The sequence below is a fragment of the Caulobacter vibrioides genome (assembly GCF_002310375.3).
In the GTDB taxonomy this organism is placed as follows: domain Bacteria; phylum Pseudomonadota; class Alphaproteobacteria; order Caulobacterales; family Caulobacteraceae; genus Caulobacter; species Caulobacter vibrioides_D.
In genome coordinates this window covers 4,022,930-4,046,576 of the sequence record NZ_CP023315.3, presented here as the reverse complement: position 1 = coordinate 4,046,576, position 23,647 = coordinate 4,022,930, and the positions used below count along the sequence as shown (strand labels likewise).

Here is a 23,647-nt window from a genome sequence, read left to right as displayed (position 1 = left end):
CGGTGCGTTCATGGTATGCGTTCGCGAAAGCAGGACGGGCATGCCTTTCCTAGCGTCCATCTTGCGATGCGCCCGTGCGCCCTCCTACAACGCTGGTCCCGCGAAAAAGAGGCATCCCCGATGGAATACGCCAAGCTTGGCCGGACGGACGTGATGGTGTCGCGTTGCTGCCTTGGGACCATGACCTGGGGTTCGCAGAACTCCGAGGCCGAGGCCCATGAGCAGATGGACTATGCGCTGAGCCGGGGCGTGAACTTCTGGGATACGGCCGAACTCTACGCCAGCCCGCCCAATCCCGAGACCCAGGGCCTGACCGAGACCTATATCGGCTCGTGGCTGCGCAAGACCGGAAAGCGCTCGGAGATCGTGCTCGCCTCAAAGGTCGCCGGCCAAGGCGCGGCGTTCGGCGGCCTGCCGTGGCTACGGAAGGACGGCGCCGTCACGCGTCAGACCAAGGCCCAGATCGACGAGGCGGTCGAGGGCTCGCTGCGTCGCCTGGGGACCGACTATCTGGATCTTTATCAGCTGCACTGGCCTGATCGCCGGGTGCGGGTGTTCGGCGGCCAGACCTTCAAGGACTACAGCCTCGAATTCGAGAGCTTCGGCGACATCCTGCTGGCGCTGGACGCCCATGTTCAGAAGGGCAATATCCGCCATGTCGGGGTCTCGAACGAGTTTCCCTGGGGCGTGATGCGCTTCCTGTCTGAGAGCGATACGCGCGGCCTGCCGCGCATCGCCTCGATCCAGAACGCCTACCACCTGGCCAACCGCACCTTCGAATACGGCCTGGCCGAGATCGCCATGCGCGAGCAGGTGGGCCTGTTGGCCTATTCCCCCCTGGCCCAGGGCCAGCTGACGGGCAAGTACCTGGACGGCGCCCTGCCGGCGGGCTCGCGCAAGGCGCTCTATGACCGCATGCAGCGCTATGAGGGTCCGGGCGCGCTTGAGGCGTTCCGGGACTATGTCGATCTGGCCCGCGCCCATGGCCTCGACCCGGCTCAGCTGGCCCTGAAGTTCTGCGATGCGCGGCCGTTCGTCACCGCCACCATCATCGGCGCCACCTCGATGGATCAGCTGAAGACCAATATCGACGCCTTCGACATCGCCTGGACCGACGCGCTGGAAAAGGCCGTCGAGGCCATCCACCTGCGTCACCCCAATCCCTGCCCCTAGGCCCGCCCGCGACATGATCCGCCTCTTCACCGCCATCACCATCCCGCCGCAGATCGGCCAAGGCCTGCTGCCCCGGCAGGCCGGGATCGAGGGTGCGCGCTGGCGGCCTCTGGAGGCGTTTCACATCACCCTGCGGTTCGTCGGCGACGTGGCCGAGGATGTCGCGGCCGACCTCGATGAGGCGCTGGCGCAGATCGTTTCGCCGGCCTTCGATCTGGAGCTGGCCGGCGCGGGCTGTTTCGGCGAGGGCGCCGACCTCCACGCGGTCTGGGCGGGCGTTGCCGAGAGCGCGGCCCTCCGCCAGCTGCAGAAAGGCCATGAGCGCGCGGCTCGAGCCGCAGGCCTCAAGCCGGAGAGCCGCCTCTATACCCCGCACGTGACACTGGCCTACCTGAAGCGGCCCTCGGTTCCCGAGGTCGGCTCATGGCTGCAGGCCAACAACCTGCTGCGCTCGCCCGCGTTCAGGGTCGATCGCTTCGGCCTCTATTCCAGCTGGCAGACGCGCGAAGGCTCGGCCTATCGGCTGGAGCGCGAGTACCCGCTCGGACTCTGATCAGGCCTTGGCGTGGTCCTTGAGCACGCCCAGCGGCACGACGGCCAGCATCTCTTCGTGCGTCGCCTCCAGCACGACCTTCGGCGCCATGCCGGCGTCCAGCGCCTCCTTCCAGCGCCCCGCGCAAAGGCACCAGCGATCGCCCGGCTTCAGGCCCGGAAAGGCCATCTCCGGCCGCGGGGTCGAGAGGTCGTTGCCCTGGGCTTTCGAGAAGGCCAGGAACTCGCTGGTCATCACGGCGCAGACGGTGTGCAGCCCCAGATCGTGCGGGCCGGTCTCGCAGCAGCCGTTGCGATAGAAACCCGTCACCGGATCGAACGAGCAGGGGACCAGCTCCTGGCCGAGCACGTTCTTGGCGGTCTTGTCATAGCGAGCGGTGGTCATGGACGCGATCCTGCGCTCAGGACCGCCGAGCGACAAGCCGCCTCCCCGTGGCGATGATTTGATCGGGAAGGCTTCTGCTGCGTCGCAGCAATGCTAAGGTCGCCGCAAAGCATAAAAGACCGCAGGGGAGTTCCAATGACCACCGCCCAAGCCAACCGCCCGCGCCGCAGCGCCCTCTACATGCCCGCCTCCAACGCCAAGGCGGTCGAAAAGGCCCGCAACCTCGACGCCGACGTCATCATTCTAGACCTGGAAGACGCGGTGGCCCCCGAAATGAAGCCGGCGGCGCGCGATGCGGCCGTGGCGGCGGTCAAGGCGGGCGGGTTCGGGTCGCGCGAGGTGGTCATCCGGGTCAATGGCATCGATACGCCCTGGGGTGCGGAAGACCTCGCCGCTGCGGCCGAGGCTGGTCCTGACGCGGTGCTCGTGCCCAAGGTCAATGACGCGGCCGACGTGCGCCTCTATGACCAGCACCTTAGCGCCGCCCCGCCCAGCACGCGCCTGTGGACCATGATCGAGACGGCGAAGGCGGCCTTCCATCTGTGGGAGATCGCCGAGGCCAAGCATGGCACGCGTCTTTCGGCCTGGGTCATGGGCGTCAATGATTTCGCCAAGGAGATGCGGGCCCGCCAGACCCCGGACCGCGCGCCGTTCCTGCCCCTGCTGACCTTGTCGGTCGCGGCCGCCCGGGCCCACGGACTGATGATCCTGGACGGCGTGCACAACGATATCGAGGACCTGGCGGCCCTGGAGGCGGTCTGCGTGCAGGGCGTCGATTTCGGCTTCGACGGCAAGACCCTGATCCATCCCAAGCACCTGGAAATCTGCAATCGCGTCTTCTCGCCCTCGCCCGAGGACGTGGCCTGGAGCCTTGCGGTCATCGCGGCCTTCAACGCGCCCGAAAATGCGGGCAAAGGCGCTCTGCGAGTGGATGGAAAGATGGCCGAACGCTTGCATCTGGCGCAGGCAGAGCGTCTTGTCGCGGTGGCGGAGGCCATCTCGGGACGGTCTGCCCAAGGTTAGGCGACCCAAGGTTAGGCGGCGGTTGAAGGTTTCTATGCGGGCTATCGTTCTTTCCGTCGTCCTGGTCGCCAGCCCCGCGCTGGCGCAGCAGCAGACCCCGACGATGCCCCCGCTCTCGGACTATGTGCCGACCTTCGGGACCCAGAGCGGCCCGCCCGGCGCCCGGCCGACCGCTCCGACCCCGTCGGTCTCCGATGCGCCGGTCAGTACGGCGCCGCAGGCGGTCCCGCCGACGGTGGACCCTGCTCAAGTGCCGGAAGCCCTCGATCCGCTGGCCGATCTGATCGCCCAGAGCGCCCAGGCCCTGGACGAAGAGACGGCCGAGACGGCGAGCGCGCCTGCGCCGCGCCGTCGCGGCCGCATCCTGCCGATCCCGCCGCCCGAGCCCGAGGCGCCGACGACGCCCGGCGCCTATATGACGACCGCCCAGATCTACGAGTTGCGCGTCAAGGGCTCCGTCGCGGCCGCTCAGAACCTGCAAGGTCCGCTGGACGGCAGCTGGAAGGTCACCGGCGCCGATGGGACGCAGCTTTTTGCGCTTCAGATTGTCGACAAGGCCGGCGGCGCGAGCGAACTGGAAGGCGCCTGGCGTGACGTGCGGCGGCCCGGTTCGGTGGGCTCTACGGGCCTGATCGACGACTTGCGACAGGACGGCGACCTGATCATCGCCCGGTTTAGCCCGCGCGGTGGCGATTCGGCCGTGCTGACCCTTCGCCGGGCGGGATACGAGTTCTGGTCGGGCGAGCTCTATGAGAGCGGCTCCAGCCTGGCGGTGCAGGCCGAGCGGATCCTGCCTCAGGCCCCACCAGGCTATGAGGCGCAGGGGCGCGGCCCCTATGTCTGGCCGCCGCGCGTCGCCGCCAGCCGCCCCGCGCCCGCCGCCAAGGCCGTCTGCTCGACCAAGGGCAAGAAGGGCAAAGCGCTGAAGGCCGCCAAGGCCAAGTGCGCCGCCGCCGCCAAGAAGACCAAGGCCTCGGCCGGCAAGAAGGGCAAGGCCAAGGCCACCGCCGCCCGCAAGGGCAAAGGCAAGGCGACGGCGGCCAAGAGCGCGAAAAAGAAGCGTTAGGGGGCCAAGACTTCGCGCGCCGCAGCGATGGCCGCCTTGCGGGTCGCCGCGTCATAAGCTGTTGCGGGACTATGGCCCCAGACCGGTCCTGGCCATGCGGGATCGTCGCTGCGCCGTCCGACGACGTGAACGTGCAGCTGGGCGGTGACATTGCCCAGGGCCCCGATGTTCAGCTTCGCGACGGCGAGCTCCAGCCTCGCCCCGATCGCGCGCACGGCTGATCCGGCGCGGATGGTCTCTTCGAGAAGCTGGGCGCGATCGCTCGTGCTCAGATCCTCCAGCTCCCTTAGCCCCGGCAGGCGCGGGATCAGCACCAGCCAAGGATAGCGGGCGTCATCCTGCAGCCGAACCTCGCAAAGCGGCAGGTCGATCACCGCGTGCGAGGTCGCCACGAAGGCTGGATCCAGCACGAACTCAGCCACGCTTGGGAACCGCCGCCCAATAGTCGAAATCAAGGATCACGGCCGGGTTGTAGGCGCCCTCGGCGTCCTTGTCCGGGAAGTCGTCGCAGGGGCGGTCCTTGGTCGCCACCAGGCGCAGGCGCAAGGCGCCCGCAGCGCCAAGATCGGCCTTGTCCAGCACCTCGCTCCAGGCGAACACCGTACCGCCGGCGAAGAATGGGGCGACGTGACGGCCGCCATTGATGGCCAGGATCAGACCGGCGTTCTGCAGGCCGTTGAACGACAGCGCCTTGGCCGTCGAGATCACCACGCCGCCATACACCAGGCGCTTGCCGGAAGGGTCCTTGGCGCGCTCGAACTGGTTGAAGTGCACCTTGGCGGTGTTCTGCCACAGGCGCGTGGCCATCTGATGCTCGGCCTCTTCCACCGCCATGCCGTCGACATGGTCGATCTTCTCGCCGATCGCATAGTCCTCGAAGGCGTGCGGCGCACCGGCCAGCGACCAGTCATAGCCGGAGAAATCTAGACCGGGCGGCAGCACGAGGTCAGCCGGAGCGACCGCGCCGGCCAGGGACGGAACCGCCTGCTCGACGACCTCCGCCTCGGCGTCGCGCTTACGAACCATCACCCAGCGCACATAGCTCAGCACCGCCTCGCCGCGCTGGTTCACGCCGGTGGTGCGGACATAGACGACCCCGGTCTTGCGGTTGGAGTTTTCCTTCAGCCCGATCACGTCCGAGGCGGCGCTCAGGGTGTCGCCCGGAAAGACGGGGGCCAGGAAGCGGCCCTCGGCGTATCCGAGGTTCGCCACGGCGTTCAGGCTGATGTCGGGCACCGTCTTGCCGAACACCACATGGAACGCGATCAGCGGATCGACGGGGGCGGACATAAGGCCGCACCCTTGGGCGAAGGCGTCCGACGAAAACAGCGAGAACCGGGGGCCGTAGAGGGCGGTGTAGAGCGCGACGTCGCCCGCCGTGACCGTGCGCGGCGTGGCGTGAACCAGCCTTTGCCCCAGTCGGAAATCCTCGAAATAGTTCCCCGGATCGGTCTTGCTCATCATGCCCCTCGCCCCTGGCGCTCATTATCGTTGTTCAGTCGACTTTGCCGCAGTGCAGCGAAACGGGAAAGAGGGCTTGAGGCGGGGCCGCTACGGGTCTAGACCGCGCCCCGAGATTTCACTGTCAACAGCCTTGATGGAGACCCCATGGCTCGCGCGAAGATCGCCCTTATCGGCGCCGGCATGATCGGCGGCACCCTGGCCCACATCGCCGCTCGCGAAGAGCTGGGCGACGTGATCCTGTTCGACATCGCCGAAGGCACCCCGCAGGGTAAGGCGCTGGACATCGCCGAAGCCTCGGCCGTGTTCGGCAAGGACGTGGCCCTGAAGGGCGCCAACGACTACGCTGACATCGCCGGCGCCGACGTCTGCATCGTGACCGCCGGCGTGCCGCGCAAGCCGGGCATGAGCCGCGACGACCTGCTGGGTATCAACCTGAAGGTCATGAAGGCCGTCGGCGAAGGCATCAAGCAGCACGCCCCCAACGCCTTCGTCATCTGCATCACCAACCCGCTGGACGCGATGGTCTGGGCCCTGCAGCAGTTCTCGGGCCTGCCCAAGGAAAAGGTCATCGGCATGGCCGGCGTCCTCGACTCGGCCCGCTTCGCCTACTTCCTGGCCGAAGCCACCGGCGTCTCGGTGGAAGACATCCACGCCTGGACCCTGGGCGGTCACGGCGACGACATGGTCCCGATGGTCCGTCACTCGACGGTCGGCGGCCTGCCGCTGCCCGAACTGGTCAAGCAAGGCTGGCTGACCCAAGAGAAGCTGGACGCCATCGTCGAGCGCACCCGCAAGGGCGGCGGCGAGATCGTCGCCCTGCTGAAGACCGGCTCGGCCTTCTACGCCCCGGCCGAGAGCGCCATCGCCATGGCGACCTCGTACCTGAAGGACAAGAAGCGCGTCCTGCCGTGCGCCACCTACCTGACCGGCCAGTACGGCTTGGACGGCCTCTATGTCGGCGTGCCGGTCGTCATCGGCGCCGGCGGCGCCGAGAAGATCGTCGAGTTCGAAACCAACGACGAAGAAAAGGCGATGTTCGCCGCTTCGGTCGCCTCGGTTAAGGGCCTGATGGAAGCCTGCAAGGCCATCGACAGCTCGCTGGTCTAAGCGAACCTCGATCCCAGAACGATGAAGGGCGGCTCCTCACGGGGCCGCCCTTTTTCTTGGCGATAGGCCGCACGCTTCCCGTCGGGCTCTCGCCGCCCTATCTGTGCGCCACACGTTCAAGCGGAGCTTACATGACCCTTTCCATGCACCAGGCCAGCGTCCCCGTCTTCGTCCAGGGCCTGAAGGGCCTGAAAGGCGTGCTGACCAAGGCGGCCGCGCAGGTCGAGGCCAAGGGCTGGGACGCCGACGCCCTGCTGAAGGCGCGGCTCTTTCCCGACATGTTCCCGCTACTGCGCCAGGTGCAGATCGCCACCGACTTCGCCAAGGGCTGCTGCGCGCGTCTGGCCGGCCAAGAGGTTCCGGCCTGGGATGATGTCGAGACCAGCTTCGCCGAGCTGATCGCCCGCATCGATCGGGCCATCGCCTATGTCGAGGGCCTGGACCCGGCCGCCTTCGCTGGCGCCGAGGATCGCGACATCACCCTGACCCGTCGCGGCGAGACCAGCGTGGTCAAGGGGCTGGCCTATTTCCAGGGTCAGGCCCAGCCGAACTTCTTCTTCCACCTGACCACCGCCTACGCGATCCTGCGCCACAACGGCGTCGAGGTCGGCAAGCGCGACTATCTGGGCATGGCGTAACCCCTTTCAAATCCGATCTCCCCGGCGACACGTCAGTGCGGCGAAGCCAATGCCGGGGCCCAGATCTCATGGCGATGGGGATGACTGGAACGGCTCAGAGCCTTTAGAGCCCGCCTCAGCGCCCTTCCATCTGGATCCCGGCGTTCGCCGGGAAGGTCGGATGGAGGGGCGGTTTTGACTCCTACCCAGTTTTCAGCCATAAGCCCCGGCTTCCGGCGCTTTATCAGCAGCGCCTCCACCGTCACGACCCCGGCCTGTTAGCGCAGGATCCATCCGGACGAGGACGGCGAGGACCCCCGTCGACGTGATCGTCCACGGGGGCTGACCGCGTTTGGAGCTTTGGTTCTATTCAGGGTTCGACATGTTCGACGGCCTTACAGAGCGACTTTCCGGCGTCTTCGAACGCCTCGGCGGTCGCGGCGTGCTGTCCGAAAAGGACATCGACGAGGCGCTGCGCGAGGTCCGCGTCGCGCTGCTCGAGGCCGACGTCGCCCTGCCGGTCGTCAAGGACTTCATCAGCAAGGCCAAGGAGCTGGCTTCGGGCGAGGCGGTCATCCGCTCGGTCAAGCCGGCCGACCAGGTGGTCAAGATCGTCTATGACGGTCTCGTGGACATGCTGGGCGGCGAGGTCCCCACGGGCCTGAACCTGGCGCTGAACCCGCCGTCGGTGATCCTGATGGCCGGCCTGCAGGGCTCGGGCAAGACCACCACCACCGGCAAGCTGGCCCTGCGCCTGTCCAAGTCCGAGCGCAAGAAGGTGCTGGTCGCCTCGCTCGACACCCGGCGTCCGGCCGCCATGGAGCAGCTGGCGACCCTGGCCAAGCAGGTCGAGGTCGAGAGCCTGCCCATCGTCGCTGGCCAAAGCGCCCCGGACATCGCCAAGCGCGCCCTGACGGCCGCCAAGCTGGGCGGCTATGACGTCCTGATCCTCGACACCGCCGGCCGCACCACGCTGGATGAGTCGATGATGAGCGAAGCGGCGGAAATCGCCCGCATCGCCAATCCGACCGAGACCATCCTGGTCGCCGACAGTCTGACCGGTCAGGACGCCGTGCGCACCGCCAAGGCGTTCCACGAGCGCCTGCCGCTGACGGGCCTGATCCTGACCCGCGCCGACGGCGACGGCCGCGGCGGGGCGGCGCTGTCGATGCGCCACGTCACCGGCCTGCCGATCAAGTTCCTCGGCGCCGGCGAAAAGATCGACCAGCTGGACGTGTTCGACGCTCGTCGCGTCGCCGGCCGGATCCTGGGCCAGGGCGACGTCGTGGCCCTGGTCGAGAAGGCCGCAGCCGACCTCGACCAGGCCGAAGCCGAGCGCATGGCCAAGAAGCTGGCCAAGGGCAAGTTTGACCTCGATGACCTCGCAGCCCAGCTGAAGCAGATGCAGCGCATGGGCGGCATGGAAGGCATCATGGGCCTTCTGCCGGGCGTCCAGAAGGTCAAGAAGCAGATCGCCGAGAGCGGCGTCGACGACAGCATCTTCCGTCGCCAGCAGGCGATCATCAGCTCGATGACCAAGGAAGAGCGCAAGAAGCCCGACATTCTCGCCGCATCGCGCAAGCGCCGCATCGCGGCCGGCTCGGGCGTCGACGTGGCCGAGGTCAATCGTCTGCTCAAGCAGCACCGCCAGATGGCCGACATGTTCAAAGCCATGTCCAAGGACGGCGGCAAGGGCATGGCCCGCATGGCCCAGATGATGGGCGGCGGCGATATGGCCCGTCTCAAGAATTTGGGTGGCGGCAAGATGCCTCAACCCGATCCCAACGCAGCGGGAGGCCAAGGCCTCTCGGGGCTGCCCGGTCTGCCGGGCCTGGGGACTGGCGGCGACGCCAAGCCCAATCCTCTCTCCGGCCTGGGCCTGCCCGGCTTCAACCCGTTCAAGAAATAGAACTTTAGACCTAAGGACTACCGCAATGCTGAAGATCCGTCTCGCCCGTGGCGGCGCCAAGAAGCGTCCGTACTACTCGATCGTCGTCGCTGACAGCCACTCGCCGCGCGATGGCCGTTTCATCGAGAAGGTCGGCACCTACAACCCGCTCCTCAAGAAGGACGACGCCAACCGCGTCACCCTGAAGGTCGAGTCGATCCAAGAGTGGCTCAAGAAGGGCGCCCAGCCGACCGACCGCGTCGCTCGCTTCCTGGCCGCCCAAGGCCTGACCACCTGGACCGCCGGCAACAACCCGGAAAAGGGCAAGCCGGGCAAGAAGGCGCAAGAGCGTCTGGCCGAGCGCGCTCAGCGTGAAGAAGAGCGCAAGCAAGCCGAAGCCGACGCCAAGGCCGCCGCCGAAGCTGAAAAGGCCGCCGCTGCTGAAGCCGCCGCCGCTGCCGCTGCGGCTCCGGCCGTGGAAGAGGCTCCGGCTGAAGAAGCTCCGGCCGCTGAAGCTCCGGCTGAAGAAGCCTCGGAAGGCTAATCAGGGTTCCAGCGCCGCCGTTCTCCTTCGAGACGGCGGCGCGACTCTGTCCAGGCGATGGCTGTGTCTCCCGATGATCCGCTGATCCTGGTCGGCCGCGTGGCCGGCGGCTTTGGCGTGCGCGGCGAGGTGCGGATCGCGACCTATACCGAAGACCCGCTCAGCATCGCGGGCTTCAAGATGCTGAAGCGCCAGGATGGCTCGACCGCCCTCACCATCGCTTCGGCCCGCAAGACCAAGGACGGCGTGGTTTGCCGCTGTCCTGGTGTTGAAACCAAGGAAGCCGCCGACGCCCTGCGCGGCTTGCGGCTTTACGTCCCCCGCTCGGCCTTGCCAGAGCCGGACGAGGACGAATTCTACCTGACCGACCTCGTCGGTCTCACCGTTCGCCACATCCAGACCGACCAGTTGCTGGGCCGCGTGAAGAGCGTCCAGAACTTCGGGGCCGGCGACATTCTCGAGATCACGCCGGACCTGGGCGGCCCGACCTGGTATCTGCCGTTCACGCGGGCGGCTGCGCCCGAGGTCAAGATCAGGGAAGGTCTGGTCCTGGCTGACCCGCCGGCGCTCGTGGGCGAGCATGAGGGGCCAGAGGAAAAGGGCCTGGACGAAAACGAAGAGCTGGGCGACCGGGACTGATCCGCCGCCAGGAGGCCCAAGCGATGCCGGACGGAAAGTGGCGGGTCACCGCCTCGCGCATCGTGCACAAGGACCGCTGGGTGCACCTGCGCGCCGACGACTGCGTGACCGACGAGGGCGCGGTGATCGCGCCTTACTATGTCCTGGAATATCCCGACTGGGTCGAGGTCGTCGCTCTGGACGCCGACGACAACGTCCTGCTGGTCAAGCAATACCGCCACGCTCTGGGCGGCGTCTCGACCGAATTACCGGCCGGCGGCATGGACGCGCACGAGACCGATCCCGTGGAAGCGGCCCGTCGTGAGCTGCTGGAGGAAACGGGCTGCGCGGGAACGCTCAGCCTCGTGGGTGAAACGCGGCCCAACGCAGGCACCCACACCAATCGCACGCATATTGTTCTCGCGCGGGATGTCGTGAAGGTGGCCGAGCCCCAGGATGAACCCAGCGAGCGTATCGAAAGCCTCTGGGTTTCCTGCGCCGAAGCGATCCGCATGGCCCTGGCGGGCGAGATCACCGTGGGCATGCAGGCCGCGTCCCTGCTGCGGGGTTTGGCGGCCGCCGGCGTGGCGAAGATCGAGCTCGCTTAAAAGTATTGAGTACGCGTGAGATTTCTTCATGGTTGAGCGTCATGACGCTGAGCTACCATCCCGCGCCAGGCGCTGTTCTGGTTTGCGACTACGATACCGGCTTCCGCGAGCCCGAAATGGTCAAGCGAAGGCTCTGCGTGGTGATTACGCCGCGTCTTCGTCGGCGTGACGGGCTTTGCACGGTCGTACCGCTCAGCACGACGGTTCCCCATGAGCCACAAGACTATCATTACGCGCTTACGTTCGTCCGTCCTCTGCCCAAGCCCTGGCCGGGCGATCGTAAGTGGGCGAAGTGCGACATGTTGGCGACCGTGGGATACGGCAGGCTTTCGCCTATCGGCATCGGTCGCGATGCGCAGGGCAAGCGCCGCTACATCTATCCCCACATCGACAATGATCAGCTGAAAAGCGTCAGGAAAGCCGTGCTTTGCGCCTTAAGCCTTCGTGAGTTGACAATCCACCTTTGACGACTCATCTCTGGTCCGAACCCGCTCTGCATCAGCATCGGGCTTTGAGACCACTTTCCTCGAGAGGGTGGCGGGTCTCGGTGGCGATAACAAGCAACCGAGACTGTCGATTGAGGGCGCGGCCTTGGTCGCGCCCTTTGTCGTTCTACTTCCGCACCCGCATCAGGCATTCCTGCGCCACCGAGGCCAAGAGCTTGCCGTCCTGGCTGAACATCTGGCCGCGCACCAGGCCGCGCCCCTGCGAGGCGCTCGGGCTGTCCTGGGCGAACAGGGTCCAGTCGTTGAAGTTGAACGGGTGGTGGAACCACATGGCGTGGTCCAGGCTGGCGGCCTGGATGCCGGGGGTGGTCCAGATCAGACCGTGCGGCCGCAGGGCGCTTTCCATGAACGCCATGTCCGACGCGTAGGCCAGGGCGGCCTGCTGCATCTTCACATCGTCGCCCAGCGGCGCCTTGGCGCGCATCCAGACCTGCTTGGTGCCGGACTTCTTGACCGGCGCGATCGGGTTCTGCGGATCGATCCAGCGGATATCGACCGGCCGCGGACGCTCGGCGATCGCCACCATCTTCGGATGGATCTGGTCGCCCAGGCTGCGCAGGAAGTCGGCTTCGGTCGGCAGGCTCTCCGGATCGACCGAGTCGGGCATTTCCGACTGGTGCTCGAAGCCCTCTTCCGGCGTCTGGAAGGAGGCGGCGAGATTGAAGATCTGTTCGCCGTGCTGGATGGCGGCGACGCGGCGCGTGGTGAAGGTGCCGCCGTCACGCGCCCGTTCGACTTCGTAGAGGACGGGCGCGGTCACATCGCCGGGGCGGATGAAATAGGCGTGCAGTGAATGGCAGATGCGGTCCGGCACCGTCCTGTAGGCGGCCAGCAGGGCCTGGGCGATCACCAGTCCGCCAAAGATGCGGGGAAATCCGTCGTTCGGGCTGACGCCCCGGAACAGGTTCACCTCGATCGGTTCGAGGTCCAGGATGTCGGCGAGGTTCTCAGTCGTCTGCATGGCGCACTGCGATAAGCTTCGTTTTGCGGCGCCGCAACCCGTCTCCTTGCGTCACGCCGCCGCGCTCCCCATCGTCAAGCCATGTCCATGCCGCCCCCGATCGTTCACCACCCCGCCTTTCGCGCCGAGATGCCTGAGGGCCATCGCTTTCCGATGGATAAGTTCTCGCGCCTGGCCGCCGCGCTGGAGGCCGAGCGGGTGGCCGGGCCCGATGGCTTTGCGCGGCCCGAGCCGGTGGATGTCGAGACGCTGCGCCTTGTGCATTCCGAAGATTATGTGCGCGGTGTGATCGAGCTTAGCCTGCCGCCCGATATCGTCCGCCGGATCGGCATGCCCAATACCGAAAGCGTCGCGACCCGGGCGCGGGCGGCGACGGGCGGGACGCTGCTGGCGGCGCGTCTGGCGTTGGCGCACGGGGTGGCCTGCAACACGGCCGGGGGCAGCCACCATGCGGCGGCCGACGCCGGGGCCGGGTTCTGCGTGTTCAATGACGTGGCGGTGGCGGCGCGGCGGCTGCTGGCCGAAGGCCTGGTCGGGCAGGTCCTGGTGGTCGACCTGGATGTGCATCAGGGCGATGGCACGGCGCGGATCTTCGAGAACGATCCCAGCGTCTTCACCTTCTCGATGCACGCCGAGAAGAACTTCCCGCATCGCAAGGCCGTCAGCGACCTTGATGTCGAGCTCCCAGACGGGACCGACAATGCGACCTATCTGGCCAAGCTCGAGGATGTTTTGCCCGCCCTGTTGTCGCGCGTGAGGCCCGACATCGTCTTCTTCAACGCGGGCGTCGATCCGCATGCAGACGACAAGCTCGGGCGCCTGGCGCTGACCGATGAGGGCCTGGCGCGGCGAGAGGCCTATGTCCTGGGCGCTTGTCTTTCCTCGGAAATCCCCGTGGTCGGGGTCATTGGCGGCGGCTATGACGTCGATATCGATCGTCTGGCGGCGCGCCACGCCATCCTGCATCGGACGGCGAAAAGTCTTTGTTCTTTATAGTCTTGGGCGATTTCCTATCGCCATCTCCGTCGGGCCAGCTCCGGTTGGAGCAGCGCCCGACGAGAGGTACGCGGCGATCACTTAGAAGCTCGAGGCGAGCGAACCGGCGATAACGACGAGCGGCAGAACCGCGAGAACGAGCGAAGCGAGGCCGGCGACAGCGTTGGTCTTCATGGTCATGGTCTTGATCCCTTTTTCTTCGGCCGCCCCGTTGGCGTCCGATGAGAGGGATATAGGCCCGCCCCTTGGCTATTACACGTTACTCTTGCTTCATGACGCCGTTTTAAGAAACGTTGACGCCCGTAATCGACATTAACGAGGTGTTATGTGATCGGAAAGATTGGTTTCTCGAGAAACTTTTCCCTTTGAAGCGGTTCTCGGCGACCCCTCGACGTTAATCCTCGCTGGGGGCGACCAAAAAGAGTCCGCGCAAGGTCGCGATCGGGGCGGATCTTGTCTCCTGCCAGGCCTCGACATGCACATTGGCGATGCGCCGACCCAGTTTCTTGATGCTGGCGCGGGCGTAGGTGGTCAGCGGCCGGCCCGAGCGCAGGTATTCGATCGAGACGTCGATGGTGCGAGGCTGGCGCTTCATGGGCGCGGCCACGGACAGTTGAGCCAGGGCGGTCATTTCCATGAAGGCGCCCAGAACGCCGCCGTGGATCGCCGGCAGCATCGGGTTTCCGACGATGTGCTGGGCGAACGGCAGCACGGCGGTCATCTCATCCCCCGCCAGCTCGGCCTTGATCCCCAGGAACCGCGCATAGGGGATCGAGTCGAGCATGGAGACGAGGCGGGTGTCAGCGTCGCTCATTGGTCGACCGCTCCGGTCTTGGTGCGCGGTGCGCGCGAGGGCTTCAGATTGGCGCCGGCCTTCTTGCCGGCGCTGGAGTCCAGCATGAAGGTCGCCTGGCCCGTGGCCACCGGGTCCTCGGGGTCGCGGTCATAGGCGACCGCGCGGACGAACGCCACCGAGCGGGTCAGCTTGTAGCAATGGGCGCGGGCCATCACGTCGAGGCCGGGTTCGGCGGCGCGCATGTAGTCGATCCGCAGGTCCAGGGTCGCAATTGAGGTCCAGGTGGCCATCGCGGCGTGAACCGCCTGGCCGCTGGCGTGATCCAGCAAGGTCGTGACGACGCCGCCGGCGATGACGCCGGTTTCGGGATCGCCGATGATCTCGGGGCGATAGGGGACCTTCAGCAGGGCGACCGCATCGCCAATCTCCAGGGTGGTGAATCCCAAGGCCTTGGCCTGCGGGCTACCCTCGTTCATCGCTGTGGCGATGAGTTTTGTCTGTTCGTGATCGCTCATACCGATAGGCTTAGCGCTTAAGGCGTTGTCATATCCAGACGTGATCAAACCCGAAGACCTCCTCTGTCCCCGGCCGAACGGCCTCTATTGCCCGCCGGGAGACTTCTACATCGATCCGGTCCGACCCGTGGACCGGGCGGTGATCACCCATGGCCACGCGGATCACGCCCGGGCCGGCCACGGCGAGGTCGCCGCGACGCCCGAGACCCTGGCGATCATGGCGGTCCGCTACGGCGAGGATTTCGCCGGCCGCCGAGAATCCATCGCCTACGGTCAGAGCTTCACGCGTGACGGCGTGTCGGTGACGCTGGTTCCTGCAGGCCACGTCCTCGGTTCGGCCCAGGCCGTGGTGCGCTGGAAGGGTCTGACCATGGTGGTTTCCGGCGACTACAAGCGCCGCCGCGATCCGACCTGCGCGCGCTTCGAGCCCGTGCCGTGCGATGTGTTCATCACCGAGGCGACCTTCGGCCTGCCGGTCTTCCGCCATCCGGACGATGCGGGGGAGATCCGCAGTCTGCTGTCGTCGGTCGCACAGTTCCCGGACCGTTGCCACCTTGTCGGCGCCTACGCTCTGGGCAAGGCCCAGCGGGTGATCCGCCTGCTGCGCGAAGCCGGCTGGGACAAGACGATCTACGTTCATGGCGCGCTGGAGCGCTTGAACGCGCTCTACGAGGCCCATGGCGTGGATCTGGGGCCGTTGGCGCCGGCGACAGCCACGGGCCCAAAGGACGCCTTTGCGGGCCAAATCGTCATCGCCCCGCCCAGCGCGATCGCGGATCGCTGGTCCCGCCGTTTCCCCGACCCCGTCGATTGCTTCGCCTCAGGCTGGATGCGAGTGCGCGCCCGGGCGCGGCAGCGCGGCGTGGAGTTACCGCTCATCCTGTCGGATCACGCGGACTGGGACGAACTGACGGCGACGCTGGACGAGCTGAGGCCCGGCGAGGTGTGGATCACGCATGGGCGCGAGGAGGCCCTGGAGCGCTGGTGTCAGCTAGAGGGCATCCCGGCTCGCGCCCTGCGCCTTGTGGGTTACGACGACGAAGAGGGCGAGTAGGGCGGGTTCGTTGGCGCGGTCCCGACGTAGCGTGCCCGAGGCCGGATCAGCTTGCCGGTCTGCAGCTGTTCGATCGCGTGGGCCGTCCACCCGGCGCTGCGCGCCGTGGCGAAGAGGATGAACGGGGCGTCCGGCGGCAGGGCGAGGCCCCGCGCCAGGGCGACCAGCGCGAAGTCGATATTGGGCGCCAGACCCGTCGTGGCCCGGGTGGCTTGCCAAAGCGCCGTCAACGGCTCCGGGGGCTCGAACCTGGCCAGCAGAGCCGCAGCGCGCGGATCGCCGTCGGGATAGAGCGGATGGTCAAACCCAGGCAGGCTGGAGCCTCGCTCCAGGCGCGCGGAGACGGCGCGGGCGGCGTCCCGTCGATCAGCTTCTTCGACCAGAGCCTCCACACGCGCCGCCATGCCACCGTGCAGCGGTCCCGACAGCGCCGACAGACCCGCCAGACACGCCGCCGACAAGGACGCGCCGGTCGAGGCGGCCACGCGCGCCGCAAAGGTCGAGGCGTTCAGTTCATGGTCGGCCAGCAGAACCAGCGCCCGCCGGATCAGATCGGCCCCGTCCGGGGTCAGGCCCCAGGCTTGGGCGAAGCGCTGGTGGGCAGGCCCGTCGCCAGCCTGGCCCGTCGCGGCGTCCACGATCGCGTCCAACAGGTCGGCGGCCTCCATGGCCAGGGCCAGCGGGGCGCGGCCTCGGGCGGGTGGCTCCCGCCCCGCGCGTTCAGCCAGGGTCAGGAACAGGCGCGACCGCGCGCTGTCCGTCGCGGGCGGCGGCGGCCGGCTTGACGCCTTCAGCGCTGCGCCATGTCCGCCCCGCAGCAGGCGCGCGACATTCTCGAGCGTCAGGCCCTGGTCGGCGAGATCCGCCGCGTCCTCGCCGCGATACCAGAGCTTGCCGCCGCTCACGGTCGTGATGGCTGACGGCAGTACCGGTTCGCCCCAGGCGATCGCCTCGGCCGCCACGTCCGCGAGGCGTCGACCGCGCGCCTTCTTGCGCGCCAGGGCCGCGACGTCTGAGGCGCGATAGAGGCTGCGCCGTGGGTCGCTGGGATGGGCCGCCGCCTCGATCCGCCCGCGGCTGACATAGGCGTAGAGTGTCTGCGGCCGGATCCGCAGTCGTTGCAAAACCTGATCCGCGTCCAGCCAGTCGCTCATATAGATTGATTATATTGATCAAGATTGACGATCAAGGCGGTGAGGCGCTCCTTCGCCGCGAAAGGAGACCGCGCATGTCTGATGGTCTTGAGGGCGTGATCGCCGCCCAAACCGTTCTTTCCGATGTCGATGGCGCGCACGGGCGCCTGGTGATCCGTGGCTACGCCGTGGAGGATCTCGCGGGCCGCACACGCTTCGAGGACGCCGCCCACCTGTTGCTCGACGGCTTCTTCGACGACGCGCCCAGCGACCTGGCCCCGGCGCTTGGTGAAGCGCGGGCCCGCGTCTTCGCCGAGGTCGGCGGGCTGGACGAGGGCCTGGCGCGACGCGATCCGGTCGAAGCCATGCGCGCGCTGCTGGCGCGGATTCCGGACGGTGATGACCTCAAGACGGCCTTGATGCTGATCGCCGCTCCGGCGGTCTTTACGCCGGCTGTGCTGCGCGTCGCCAACGGCCAAGCGCCGATCGTTCCGGACCCGGACTTGTCGCACGCCGCCGATATCCTGCGCATGACGCGAGGCGTCCCGGCGACCGACGCCGAAGCCGCGGCCCTGGACGCCTATCTGGTGACGGTCTGCGACCACGGTCTGAACGCCTCGACCTTCGCCGCCCGGGTGGTGGCCTCGACGCGGGCGGGCCTGACCTCTTCGGTTCTGGCCGGCCTGTCGGCGCTGATGGGCCCGCTGCATGGCGGCGCGCCGGGGCCCGTCATCGACATGCTGGACGCGATCGGAACGCCGGAGAACGCCCGGCCCTGGCTCGAACGCGCCCTGGCGCGCGGCGACCGGCTGATGGGCTTTGGCCACCGCATTTACCGCGTCCGCGACCCCCGCGCCGACGCCTTGAAGGTCGCCGTTCGCCGACTGTCGAGCGCTTCGGGTGGCCTGCCGGGCCGGCTCGCCTTCGCCGAGGCGGTCGAGCATGCCGCGCTTGAGATCCTGCGCGAATACAAGCCCGATCGCCCGCTCGACACCAATGTCGAGTTCTACACGGCCCTGCTGCTGGAGGCCCTGGGCCTGCCGCCGTCCAGCTTCACCTGCGTGTTCGCCATGGGGCGCGTCGCCGGCTGGCTGGCCCATGCGCGCGAACAGCTGGCGGGAGGCCGTCTGATCCGGCCACAATCGGTCTATGTCGGGCCTGAGGTCCGCGTCGCGGCTTAGTCTTCGGCGTCGAGTGCGGTAGAGAGAACCCATGTCGCTCTCCGCCGCCTCACCTGAGATCCGGGCCGCAACCCAGCGCGTGGCGCTGCTCTCGGTCGCCACCGCCGCCATTCTGATCGTGGTCAAGGCGATCGCCTGGCGGGCCAGTGGTTCGGTGGCGATCCTGGCCTCGTTGTCCGACTCGGTCCTGGATCTGATCGCCTCTCTGATCACGGTCTATGCGGTGCGCTATGCGGCCGAGCCGCCGGACGCCGAGCACCGGTTCGGGCACGGCAAGGCCGAGGCCTTCTCCAGCCTGATGCAGGGCGGTCTGGTTTTCGCCTCCGGAGCCCTGGTCGGGCGTGAAGCCATCAACGCCTGGCTCCATCCGCAGCCCGTCGAGCATGGCCTGGCCGGCGTGGCGGTGATGGCGATCTCGATCGGGCTGACGCTCGCCCTGATCACCGCCCAGACGCGGGTGGTCAAGGCCAGCGGCTCGATCGCGATCTCGGGCGATCGGGCTCACTACGCCGCCGATCTGGCCTCGAACGCCGTCGCCCTGGTCGGGGTGGGCGCTGCGGCGTGGCTTGGCCTGCCCTGGGTGGACGCGGCGGCGGGCCTGATCGTGGCGCTGTGGCTGATCTGGGGCGCGGTCGGGGTTTTCCGCGAGGCGTCGCATCAGCTGATGGATCACGAACTGCCGGATGAGGAGCGCAAGAAGATCGTCACCCTGGTCACCGCCGATCCCAATGTCCTAGGCGTCCACCAGCTACGGACCCGCGCCTCGGGCCCCTATATCCACATCCAGATGCACGCCGACCTCGCCGGCGACATCTCGCTGGCCGAAGCCCACGCGATCATCGTCGCGGCGGAGAACCGGGTGCTGGCGGCCTTCCCCGCCGCAGACCTGATCATCCACGGTGATCCGCGCGGCCTCGCCGAGAAGCATGGCGGGCTGTTCGCCGAGGTCGAGCACGACTGACGACGCTTGCCCAAGGCCCCCCGACGGGGGCAAAAGCGCCGCGAGAACTCGAAGGACCTCCATGGACGACACCCTCGCCCACCTGCCCCGCGCCTTCGCCGGTAAGACCGTGCTGGTGCTGGGCGACGTGATGCTGGACCGCTTCATCTATGGCGCGGTGGATCGCATCTCGCCCGAGGCGCCGGTGCCGGTGATCGCGGTCGAGAAGGAAACCGCCATGCTGGGCGGCGCCGGCAATGTCGCGCGCAACGTGGCGGCGCTGGGCGCCAAGGCCGTGCTGATCGGCCTGATCGGCCAGGACGACGCCGGGGCGGCGCTGCGCGGGATGATCGACGCCGAGGCGGGCCTGGAGGCCGAGCTGGTGGTCGACCCCGCGCGCCGCACGACCGAGAAGGTCCGTTATATCTCCGGCTCGCACCAGATGCTGCGGGTCGACCGCGAGGACCGCAGCCCGGGCGATGGCGCGGCCTTGCTGATGGCGTTCGAGGCCAGGCTGGCCTCTGCCGATGTCGTCGTCCTGTCCGACTACGCCAAGGGGGTCCTGACGCCGGCGGTGGTCCGGGGCGCGATCGACGCCGCCAAGGCCGCCGGCAAGCCGGTGATCGTCGATCCCAAGAGCCGCGACTTCGCGCGCTATGACGGCGCGACCCTGATCAAGCCGAACCGCAAGGAGGCCGCCGAGGCCACGGGGATCGTCGAGACCGGCGATGCGGCTGCGGAAGACGCCGGCGCGGCGATCCTGGCCATGGCGCCGGGCCTGCAAGCCGCCCTGATCACCCGCGGCGGCGCGGGCATGACCCTGGCGGTGCGGGACCAGCCGCCGATCCACCTGCCGGCGACGGCGATCGAGGTGTTCGACGTTTCCGGCGCGGGCGACACCGTCGCAGCGACCCTGGCCCTGGCGGTCGCCGCCGGCGCCAGCCTGGCGCAGGCCGCTCAGCTCGCCAATCTGGCGGGCGGCCTGGTGGTGGCCAAGCTCGGCACCGATGTCGTCACCGCCGCCGAGCTGACGGCGTGCGCGAGCTCGGCGCAGGGCGAGCCGGGTGAGATCAAGATCGCCGACCGCGATCAGGCCCAGCGGATCGTCGAGGGCTGGCGCGCGCGCGGCCTGAAGGTCGGTTTCACCAACGGCTGCTTTGATCTGCTGCATCCGGGCCATGTCTCGTTGCTGTCCCAGGCCAAGGCGGCCTGCGATCGCCTGATCGTGGGCCTCAACACTGACGCCTCGGTCTCCAAGCTGAAGGGGCCGACGCGCCCGGTTCAGAAGGAGCAGGGCCGCGCCACGGTGCTGGCCTCGCTGTCTTCGGTCGATCTTGTCGTGCTGTTCGACGAGGACACGCCCTTGGAGTTGATCAAGGCCTTTCGACCCGACGTCCTGGTCAAGGGCGCGGACTATACCGTCGAGACGGTGGTGGGGTCCGACGTCGTGCTGGGCTACGGCGGCAAGGTGGTGTTGGCCGAGCTCAAGCAGGGTCAGAGCACAACGAACCTCATCGCCCGGATGAATAGCTGAGCGCTCAGAGCAAAAATGCCGCGCAAAAGCCTGGATTTCCTGGCTAAACGCTGTTCAGCAATCTGTTGTTAAGCAAAACGGCGCATCGCTTTTTCGATGCAGCCTGATTGCGCCTGGGCATGAGCGTCGAACGTACTCTTCATCATTTCCCCCTCGATCCCGCCTCGCGACAGGTACGCCTGGCGCTCGGCGAGAAGCGCCTGCCGTTCGTCGAGATGCAGGTTCGCTACTGGGAAATGCCGCCGGAGTTCACCGCGCTGAATCCGTCGGGCATGCCGCCGGTGCTGGTCGAGACCAAGCATCAGCGCAACCTCGTGGTCTGCGAGACCCGCGCGATCCTCGAGCACATCGAAGAGACCGAGACCGAACCGCCGCTTCTGGGCCGCGACCCGGCCGAGCGCGCCGAGGCCCGCCGGCTGCTGCAGTGGTTCGACCGCAAGTTCGACAACGAGGTCAACGGCTTCCTGCTTCACGAGAAGATGGAAAAGCGCCTGCTGCGGATGGGCGCGCCGGACCTGGCCGCCCTGCGCCAGGGGCGCGAAGCGCTGCGCATGCATCTTGGCTATATCGAGAGCCTGCTACAGACCCGCGACTGGCTGGCGGGTCGTCGCATGAGCCTGGCCGATTTCGCCGCCGCCGCGCACCTGTCGGTGATCGACTACTTCGGCGACGTGCCGTGGAAGGACTTCCCGACCGCCAAGACGTGGTACATGAAGCTCAAGTCGAGGCCGTGCTTCAGGCCGATCCTGGCCGACCGCTGGCCCGGCCTCGCGCCGGCCGCGCACTATGACGACCTCGATTTCTGAGCTGACGCCAGACCGCATCAAGGACGAGATCCGCGCTGAAGCCCTGAACCTGGGCTTTTCGGCCTGTGGCTTCGCGAGCGCCACGGAGGCCTGGCCCAACGGCGAATGGCTGCGTGAGTTTGTCCAGGCCGAACGCCACGGCGCGATGGGCTGGATGGAGGAGACGCTGGAACGGCGCTCGCATCCGACCGCCATGTGGACCGACGCGAAGTCAGCGGTGGTGCTGGGCGTCAACTACGGACCCGACATCGATCCGCTCGAACAGCTGGCCGATCCTGCGCGCGCGGCGATCTCGGTCTACGCCCAGGGCGACGACTATCACGACGTGATCAAGAAGCGCCTGAAGGTGCTGGCGGGCTGGATGCACCGCCGGTTCGGCGAAGAGGTGAAGGTCTTCGTCGACACCGCGCCGCTGCTTGAAAAGCCCCTGGCGCAGCGCGCGGGCCTGGGCTGGCAGGGCAAGCATACCAACCTCGTCTCGCGCCAGTTCGGCTCGTGGCTGTTCCTGGGCAGCGTCCTGACCACCCTGGATCTGCCTGCGGACGCCGCCGAGGTCGACCATTGCGGCTCATGCCGCGCGTGCCTTGACGTCTGCCCGACCAACGCCTTTCCCGCGCCGCGTCAGCTGGATGCGCGACGCTGTATCTCGTACCTGACCATCGAGCTCGCCGGCCCGATCCCTTCGGAATTTCGGCCTGCGATGGGCAACCGGATCTATGGCTGCGATGACTGCCTGGCGGTATGCCCGTGGAACAAGTTCGCCAGCCTGTCGAACGAGGCCAAGCTGGTGGCGCGCGAGGCCTTGCGTCAGCCGTCCCTGGCCGAGCTGGCGGTGCTGGACGATGGGGCGTTCCGCGCGCTGTTCTCGAAGAACCCGATCAAGCGGATCGGCCGCGACCGCTTCGTGCGCAACGTGCTCTACGCGATCGGCAATAGCGGTAATGTGGGCCTGATGGCGGTGGTGGAGCCGCTGCTAGCCGATCCTGCGCCAATCGTGCGTGGCGCGGCCGTGTGGGCCACGCGCCGCCTGCTGGGCGAGGCGGCGCTGGCGTTACGGAGTCCCGAAAGCCACCCCGACGTCCTGGCGGAGTGGCAAATCCTCCCCCTAGCGGGGGAGGTGTCGCCGCAGGCGACGGAGGGGGAAGAAGCCGGATAGCGCGAACTTCCCCCTCCGGCCTTCTGCCGCCTCCCCCGCTGGGGGGATCTATTCTTAGGCCTTCAGCGCCGCCTCGACCGCCGCGCGGGCGGCGGCGCCCAGGTCGGGGCGCTTCAGGGCCAGGGCCACATTGGCGCGCAGCAGGCCGATCTTGTCGCCGCAGTCGTGGGTGACGCCCTCATAGACATAGGCGTGGAAGGCCTGGTCCTGCATCAGCTTGGCCATCGAGTCGGTCAGCTGAATCTCGTTGCCGGCGCCCTTCTCCTGGGCGGCCAGCAGGGCGAAGATCTCGGGCTGCAGGATATAGCGGCCGGCGATCGCCCAGTTGGACGGCGCCGTGCCCTTCGCCGGCTTTTCGACCATGCCGGTCATGGTCGCCATGCGGCCATCGACCTTGCCGGGCGCGACGACGCCGTACTTGTGGGTCTCGCTTTCCGGCACTTCCTCGACGCCGATGACATTGCCGCCGCCGACCTTGTTGTAGAGGTCGATCAGTTGTCCAAGGCAGGCGCGCTCGGCGTCGACGATGACGTCCGGCAGCATGACCGCGAAGGGCTCGTCGCCGATGATGTCGCGGGCGCACCAGACGGCGTGGCCCAGGCCCAGCGGGGCCATCTGGCGCACGAAGCTCATCTCGCCGGGCTTGGGCAGCTCGGCGCGTAGCTGTTCCAGGATCTCGGTCTTGCCCTTGGCTTCCAGCTGCGCCTCAAGCTCGATCTGATGATCGAAATAGTCCTCGATCGCGCCCTTCGAGCGGCCGGTGACGAAGACAAAGTGTTCGATGCCCGCCTTGCGACCTTCCTCGACGATGTAGGAAAGAATTGGACGGTCGACGACGTTCAGCAGTTCCTTTGGCGTGGTCTTGGTGCCTGGCAGGACACGGGTGCCGAGACCGGCGACGGGAAGAACAGCTTTGCGAACGGGTTTCATGGAGATCTCGTCTGCGGACATGGGTCGCTGTTTCTAGGCGCCAAGTCGCAGGAGCGCCACCACTGTTCCGTGAAATCAGCGCCGCGCGAGCCCT

27 protein-coding genes are annotated in these 23,647 nt (G+C 67.5%); 18 read left to right on the top strand and 9 right to left on the bottom strand.

Translation table 11 applies throughout. The features are described from left to right. Positions 1-120 precede the first annotated feature (120 nt). A complete protein-coding gene (locus CA606_RS19245; protein WP_096053068.1) occupies positions 121-1,173 on the top strand; it encodes an aldo/keto reductase in 1,053 nt (350 codons plus the stop codon). Between the two features lie 13 nt (positions 1,174-1,186). After that, a complete protein-coding gene (thpR, locus tag CA606_RS19240; RefSeq protein ID WP_096053069.1) occupies positions 1,187-1,726 on the top strand; it encodes an RNA 2',3'-cyclic phosphodiesterase in 540 nt (179 codons plus the stop codon). Here the strand turns inward: thpR and CA606_RS19235 are convergent, their stop codons facing one another. Beyond that, entirely contained in the window at positions 1,727-2,110 is a 384-nt protein-coding gene (locus CA606_RS19235) for a DUF2237 family protein (RefSeq protein WP_096053070.1), read from the bottom strand. It abuts the gene before it with no gap. Between the two features lie 135 nt (positions 2,111-2,245). On the opposite strand from CA606_RS19235, the gene CA606_RS19230 reads away from it, so the two are divergent. Then, positions 2,246-3,133, top strand: coding sequence for an HpcH/HpaI aldolase/citrate lyase family protein (locus CA606_RS19230; protein ID WP_096053071.1), 888 nt, complete (start codon positions 2,246-2,248; stop codon positions 3,131-3,133). Further along, positions 3,015-4,199 carry a hypothetical protein gene (locus CA606_RS19225; RefSeq protein WP_233282168.1) on the top strand — a complete coding sequence of 395 codons (1,185 nt, stop codon included), beginning with the start codon at positions 3,015-3,017 and terminating at the stop codon, positions 4,197-4,199. The genes CA606_RS19230 and CA606_RS19225 overlap by 119 nt, the downstream gene beginning before the upstream one ends. Here the strand turns inward: CA606_RS19225 and CA606_RS19220 are convergent. Continuing rightward, the gene (locus CA606_RS19220; RefSeq protein ID WP_096053073.1) at positions 4,196-4,621 is read right to left on the bottom strand and encodes an HIT domain-containing protein; all 426 of its coding nucleotides are present in this window, start codon (positions 4,619-4,621) and stop codon (positions 4,196-4,198) included. The genes CA606_RS19225 and CA606_RS19220 overlap by 4 nt on opposite strands. Further along, entirely contained in the window at positions 4,614-5,660 is a 1,047-nt protein-coding gene (locus CA606_RS19215; RefSeq protein WP_096053074.1) for a MaoC family dehydratase, read from the bottom strand. The genes CA606_RS19220 and CA606_RS19215 overlap by 8 nt, the downstream gene beginning before the upstream one ends. A 147-nt stretch (positions 5,661-5,807) precedes the next feature. Between CA606_RS19215 and mdh the strand changes: the two genes are divergently transcribed. The 7 genes from mdh (at position 5,808) to CA606_RS19180 (ending at position 11,512) form a co-directional block, all read left to right on the top strand. Then, positions 5,808-6,770, top strand: coding sequence for a malate dehydrogenase (gene mdh / locus CA606_RS19210; protein WP_096053075.1), 963 nt, complete (start codon positions 5,808-5,810; stop codon positions 6,768-6,770). Positions 6,771-6,901: 131 nt separating this feature from the next. Next, entirely contained in the window at positions 6,902-7,408 is a 507-nt protein-coding gene (locus CA606_RS19205; protein ID WP_181242694.1) for a DUF1993 domain-containing protein, read from the top strand. Positions 7,409-7,769: 361 nt separating this feature from the next. Then, positions 7,770-9,296, top strand: a complete 1,527-nt coding sequence (gene ffh / locus CA606_RS19200) for a signal recognition particle protein (RefSeq protein WP_096053939.1) — start codon at positions 7,770-7,772, stop codon at positions 9,294-9,296. A gap of 25 nt (positions 9,297-9,321) precedes the next feature. Beyond that, positions 9,322-9,819, top strand: a complete 498-nt coding sequence (gene rpsP / locus CA606_RS19195) for a 30S ribosomal protein S16 (RefSeq protein WP_096053077.1) — start codon at positions 9,322-9,324, stop codon at positions 9,817-9,819. A 57-nt stretch (positions 9,820-9,876) separates the two neighbouring features. Continuing rightward, complete coding sequence (gene rimM / locus CA606_RS19190) at positions 9,877-10,458, top strand: ribosome maturation factor RimM (RefSeq protein ID WP_096053078.1); 582 nt, start codon at positions 9,877-9,879, stop codon at positions 10,456-10,458. Between the two features lie 23 nt (positions 10,459-10,481). Next, positions 10,482-11,045: an NUDIX hydrolase gene (locus tag CA606_RS19185; RefSeq protein ID WP_096053079.1), complete on the top strand. Its 564-nt coding sequence runs from the start codon at positions 10,482-10,484 to the stop codon at positions 11,043-11,045. Positions 11,046-11,086: 41 nt separating this feature from the next. Beyond that, positions 11,087-11,512 (top strand): type II toxin-antitoxin system PemK/MazF family toxin, encoded by a 426-nt coding sequence (locus CA606_RS19180; protein WP_096053080.1) that lies wholly within the window; start codon positions 11,087-11,089, stop codon positions 11,510-11,512. 145 nt (positions 11,513-11,657) lie between these two features. Here CA606_RS19180 and CA606_RS19175 read toward each other — a convergent pair whose 3' ends face one another. Then, positions 11,658-12,512 (bottom strand): acyl-CoA thioesterase, encoded by an 855-nt coding sequence (locus tag CA606_RS19175; protein ID WP_096053081.1) that lies wholly within the window; start codon positions 12,510-12,512, stop codon positions 11,658-11,660. A gap of 81 nt (positions 12,513-12,593) precedes the next feature. Between CA606_RS19175 and CA606_RS19170 the strand changes: the two genes are divergently transcribed. After that, on the top strand, positions 12,594-13,508 hold the full coding sequence (locus CA606_RS19170; protein WP_096053082.1) for a histone deacetylase family protein: 915 nt from the start codon (positions 12,594-12,596) through the stop codon (positions 13,506-13,508). An 81-nt stretch (positions 13,509-13,589) separates the two neighbouring features. Here CA606_RS19170 and CA606_RS19165 read toward each other — a convergent pair whose 3' ends face one another. From CA606_RS19165 to CA606_RS19155, 3 genes are all read right to left on the bottom strand, one after another. After that, entirely contained in the window at positions 13,590-13,688 is a 99-nt protein-coding gene (locus CA606_RS19165) for a hypothetical protein (protein ID WP_096053083.1), read from the bottom strand. A 214-nt stretch (positions 13,689-13,902) separates the two neighbouring features. Beyond that, positions 13,903-14,322 (bottom strand): PaaI family thioesterase, encoded by a 420-nt coding sequence (locus CA606_RS19160; RefSeq protein ID WP_096053084.1) that lies wholly within the window; start codon positions 14,320-14,322, stop codon positions 13,903-13,905. Then, entirely contained in the window at positions 14,319-14,819 is a 501-nt protein-coding gene (locus CA606_RS19155) for a PaaI family thioesterase (RefSeq protein ID WP_096053085.1), read from the bottom strand. The genes CA606_RS19160 and CA606_RS19155 overlap by 4 nt, the downstream gene beginning before the upstream one ends. Positions 14,820-14,844: 25 nt before the next feature. Between CA606_RS19155 and CA606_RS19150 the strand changes: the two genes are divergently transcribed. Further along, the gene (locus tag CA606_RS19150; RefSeq protein WP_096053086.1) at positions 14,845-15,873 is read left to right on the top strand and encodes a ligase-associated DNA damage response exonuclease; all 1,029 of its coding nucleotides are present in this window, start codon (positions 14,845-14,847) and stop codon (positions 15,871-15,873) included. On the opposite strand, the gene CA606_RS19145 is transcribed toward CA606_RS19150, so the two are convergent. After that, positions 15,849-17,027, bottom strand: a complete 1,179-nt coding sequence (locus tag CA606_RS19145) for a citrate synthase family protein (RefSeq protein WP_096053087.1) — start codon at positions 17,025-17,027, stop codon at positions 15,849-15,851. The genes CA606_RS19150 and CA606_RS19145 overlap by 25 nt on opposite strands. A gap of 74 nt (positions 17,028-17,101) precedes the next feature. Here CA606_RS19145 and CA606_RS19140 point away from each other — a divergent pair, with 74 nt between their 5' ends. The 5 genes from CA606_RS19140 (at position 17,102) to queG (ending at position 22,623) form a co-directional block, all read left to right on the top strand. Continuing rightward, positions 17,102-18,187 carry a citrate synthase/methylcitrate synthase gene (locus CA606_RS19140; protein WP_096053088.1) on the top strand — a complete coding sequence of 362 codons (1,086 nt, stop codon included), beginning with the start codon at positions 17,102-17,104 and terminating at the stop codon, positions 18,185-18,187. 31 nt (positions 18,188-18,218) lie between these two features. Continuing rightward, positions 18,219-19,148, top strand: a complete 930-nt coding sequence (locus CA606_RS19135; protein ID WP_096053089.1) for a cation diffusion facilitator family transporter — start codon at positions 18,219-18,221, stop codon at positions 19,146-19,148. Between the two features lie 61 nt (positions 19,149-19,209). Continuing rightward, positions 19,210-20,661, top strand: a complete 1,452-nt coding sequence (rfaE1, locus tag CA606_RS19130; RefSeq protein ID WP_096053090.1) for a D-glycero-beta-D-manno-heptose-7-phosphate kinase — start codon at positions 19,210-19,212, stop codon at positions 20,659-20,661. A gap of 119 nt (positions 20,662-20,780) precedes the next feature. Further along, the gene (gene fzlA / locus CA606_RS19125) at positions 20,781-21,467 is read left to right on the top strand and encodes an FtsZ-binding protein FzlA (protein ID WP_096053940.1); all 687 of its coding nucleotides are present in this window, start codon (positions 20,781-20,783) and stop codon (positions 21,465-21,467) included. Continuing rightward, entirely contained in the window at positions 21,448-22,623 is a 1,176-nt protein-coding gene (gene queG / locus CA606_RS19120; RefSeq protein ID WP_096053091.1) for a tRNA epoxyqueuosine(34) reductase QueG, read from the top strand. Before fzlA ends, queG begins: the two co-directional genes overlap by 20 nt. A 54-nt stretch (positions 22,624-22,677) precedes the next feature. Here the strand turns inward: queG and galU are convergent, their stop codons facing one another. Continuing rightward, positions 22,678-23,574 (bottom strand): UTP--glucose-1-phosphate uridylyltransferase GalU, encoded by an 897-nt coding sequence (gene galU / locus CA606_RS19115; RefSeq protein WP_181242693.1) that lies wholly within the window; start codon positions 23,572-23,574, stop codon positions 22,678-22,680. Positions 23,575-23,647: the final 73 nt, after the last annotated feature.

Bases quoted from the DNA above. Each gene is read 5' to 3' on its own strand.
- CA606_RS19215 (WP_096053074.1), bottom strand. From the start codon at position 5,660: ATGAGCAAGACCGATCCGGGGAACTATTTCGAGGATTTCCGACTGGGG.
- CA606_RS19135 (WP_096053089.1), top strand. From the start codon at position 18,219: ATGTCGCTCTCCGCCGCCTCACCTGAGATCCGGGCCGCAACCCAGCGC.
- rfaE1 (WP_096053090.1), top strand. From the start codon at position 19,210: ATGGACGACACCCTCGCCCACCTGCCCCGCGCCTTCGCCGGTAAGACC.
- galU (WP_181242693.1), bottom strand. From the start codon at position 23,574: ATGTCCGCAGACGAGATCTCCATGAAACCCGTTCGCAAAGCTGTTCTT.
- CA606_RS19205 (WP_181242694.1), top strand. From the start codon at position 6,902: ATGACCCTTTCCATGCACCAGGCCAGCGTCCCCGTCTTCGTCCAGGGC.
- CA606_RS19160 (WP_096053084.1), bottom strand. From the start codon at position 14,322: ATGAGCGACGCTGACACCCGCCTCGTCTCCATGCTCGACTCGATCCCC.
- CA606_RS19180 (WP_096053080.1), top strand. From the start codon at position 11,087: ATGACGCTGAGCTACCATCCCGCGCCAGGCGCTGTTCTGGTTTGCGAC.
- queG (WP_096053091.1), top strand. From the start codon at position 21,448: ATGACGACCTCGATTTCTGAGCTGACGCCAGACCGCATCAAGGACGAG.
- thpR (WP_096053069.1), top strand. From the start codon at position 1,187: ATGATCCGCCTCTTCACCGCCATCACCATCCCGCCGCAGATCGGCCAA.
- CA606_RS19165 (WP_096053083.1), bottom strand. From the start codon at position 13,688: ATGACCATGAAGACCAACGCTGTCGCCGGCCTCGCTTCGCTCGTTCTC.
- fzlA (WP_096053940.1), top strand. From the start codon at position 20,781: ATGAGCGTCGAACGTACTCTTCATCATTTCCCCCTCGATCCCGCCTCG.
- rimM (WP_096053078.1), top strand. From the start codon at position 9,877: ATGGCTGTGTCTCCCGATGATCCGCTGATCCTGGTCGGCCGCGTGGCC.
- CA606_RS19225 (WP_233282168.1), top strand. From the start codon at position 3,015: ATGCGGGCAAAGGCGCTCTGCGAGTGGATGGAAAGATGGCCGAACGCT.
- CA606_RS19170 (WP_096053082.1), top strand. From the start codon at position 12,594: ATGTCCATGCCGCCCCCGATCGTTCACCACCCCGCCTTTCGCGCCGAG.
- CA606_RS19155 (WP_096053085.1), bottom strand. From the start codon at position 14,819: ATGAGCGATCACGAACAGACAAAACTCATCGCCACAGCGATGAACGAG.
- CA606_RS19235 (WP_096053070.1), bottom strand. From the start codon at position 2,110: ATGACCACCGCTCGCTATGACAAGACCGCCAAGAACGTGCTCGGCCAG.
- mdh (WP_096053075.1), top strand. From the start codon at position 5,808: ATGGCTCGCGCGAAGATCGCCCTTATCGGCGCCGGCATGATCGGCGGC.
- CA606_RS19145 (WP_096053087.1), bottom strand. From the start codon at position 17,027: ATGAGCGACTGGCTGGACGCGGATCAGGTTTTGCAACGACTGCGGATC.
- CA606_RS19175 (WP_096053081.1), bottom strand. From the start codon at position 12,512: ATGCAGACGACTGAGAACCTCGCCGACATCCTGGACCTCGAACCGATC.
- CA606_RS19230 (WP_096053071.1), top strand. From the start codon at position 2,246: ATGACCACCGCCCAAGCCAACCGCCCGCGCCGCAGCGCCCTCTACATG.
- CA606_RS19140 (WP_096053088.1), top strand. From the start codon at position 17,102: ATGTCTGATGGTCTTGAGGGCGTGATCGCCGCCCAAACCGTTCTTTCC.
- ffh (WP_096053939.1), top strand. From the start codon at position 7,770: ATGTTCGACGGCCTTACAGAGCGACTTTCCGGCGTCTTCGAACGCCTC.
- CA606_RS19245 (WP_096053068.1), top strand. From the start codon at position 121: ATGGAATACGCCAAGCTTGGCCGGACGGACGTGATGGTGTCGCGTTGC.
- CA606_RS19185 (WP_096053079.1), top strand. From the start codon at position 10,482: ATGCCGGACGGAAAGTGGCGGGTCACCGCCTCGCGCATCGTGCACAAG.
- rpsP (WP_096053077.1), top strand. From the start codon at position 9,322: ATGCTGAAGATCCGTCTCGCCCGTGGCGGCGCCAAGAAGCGTCCGTAC.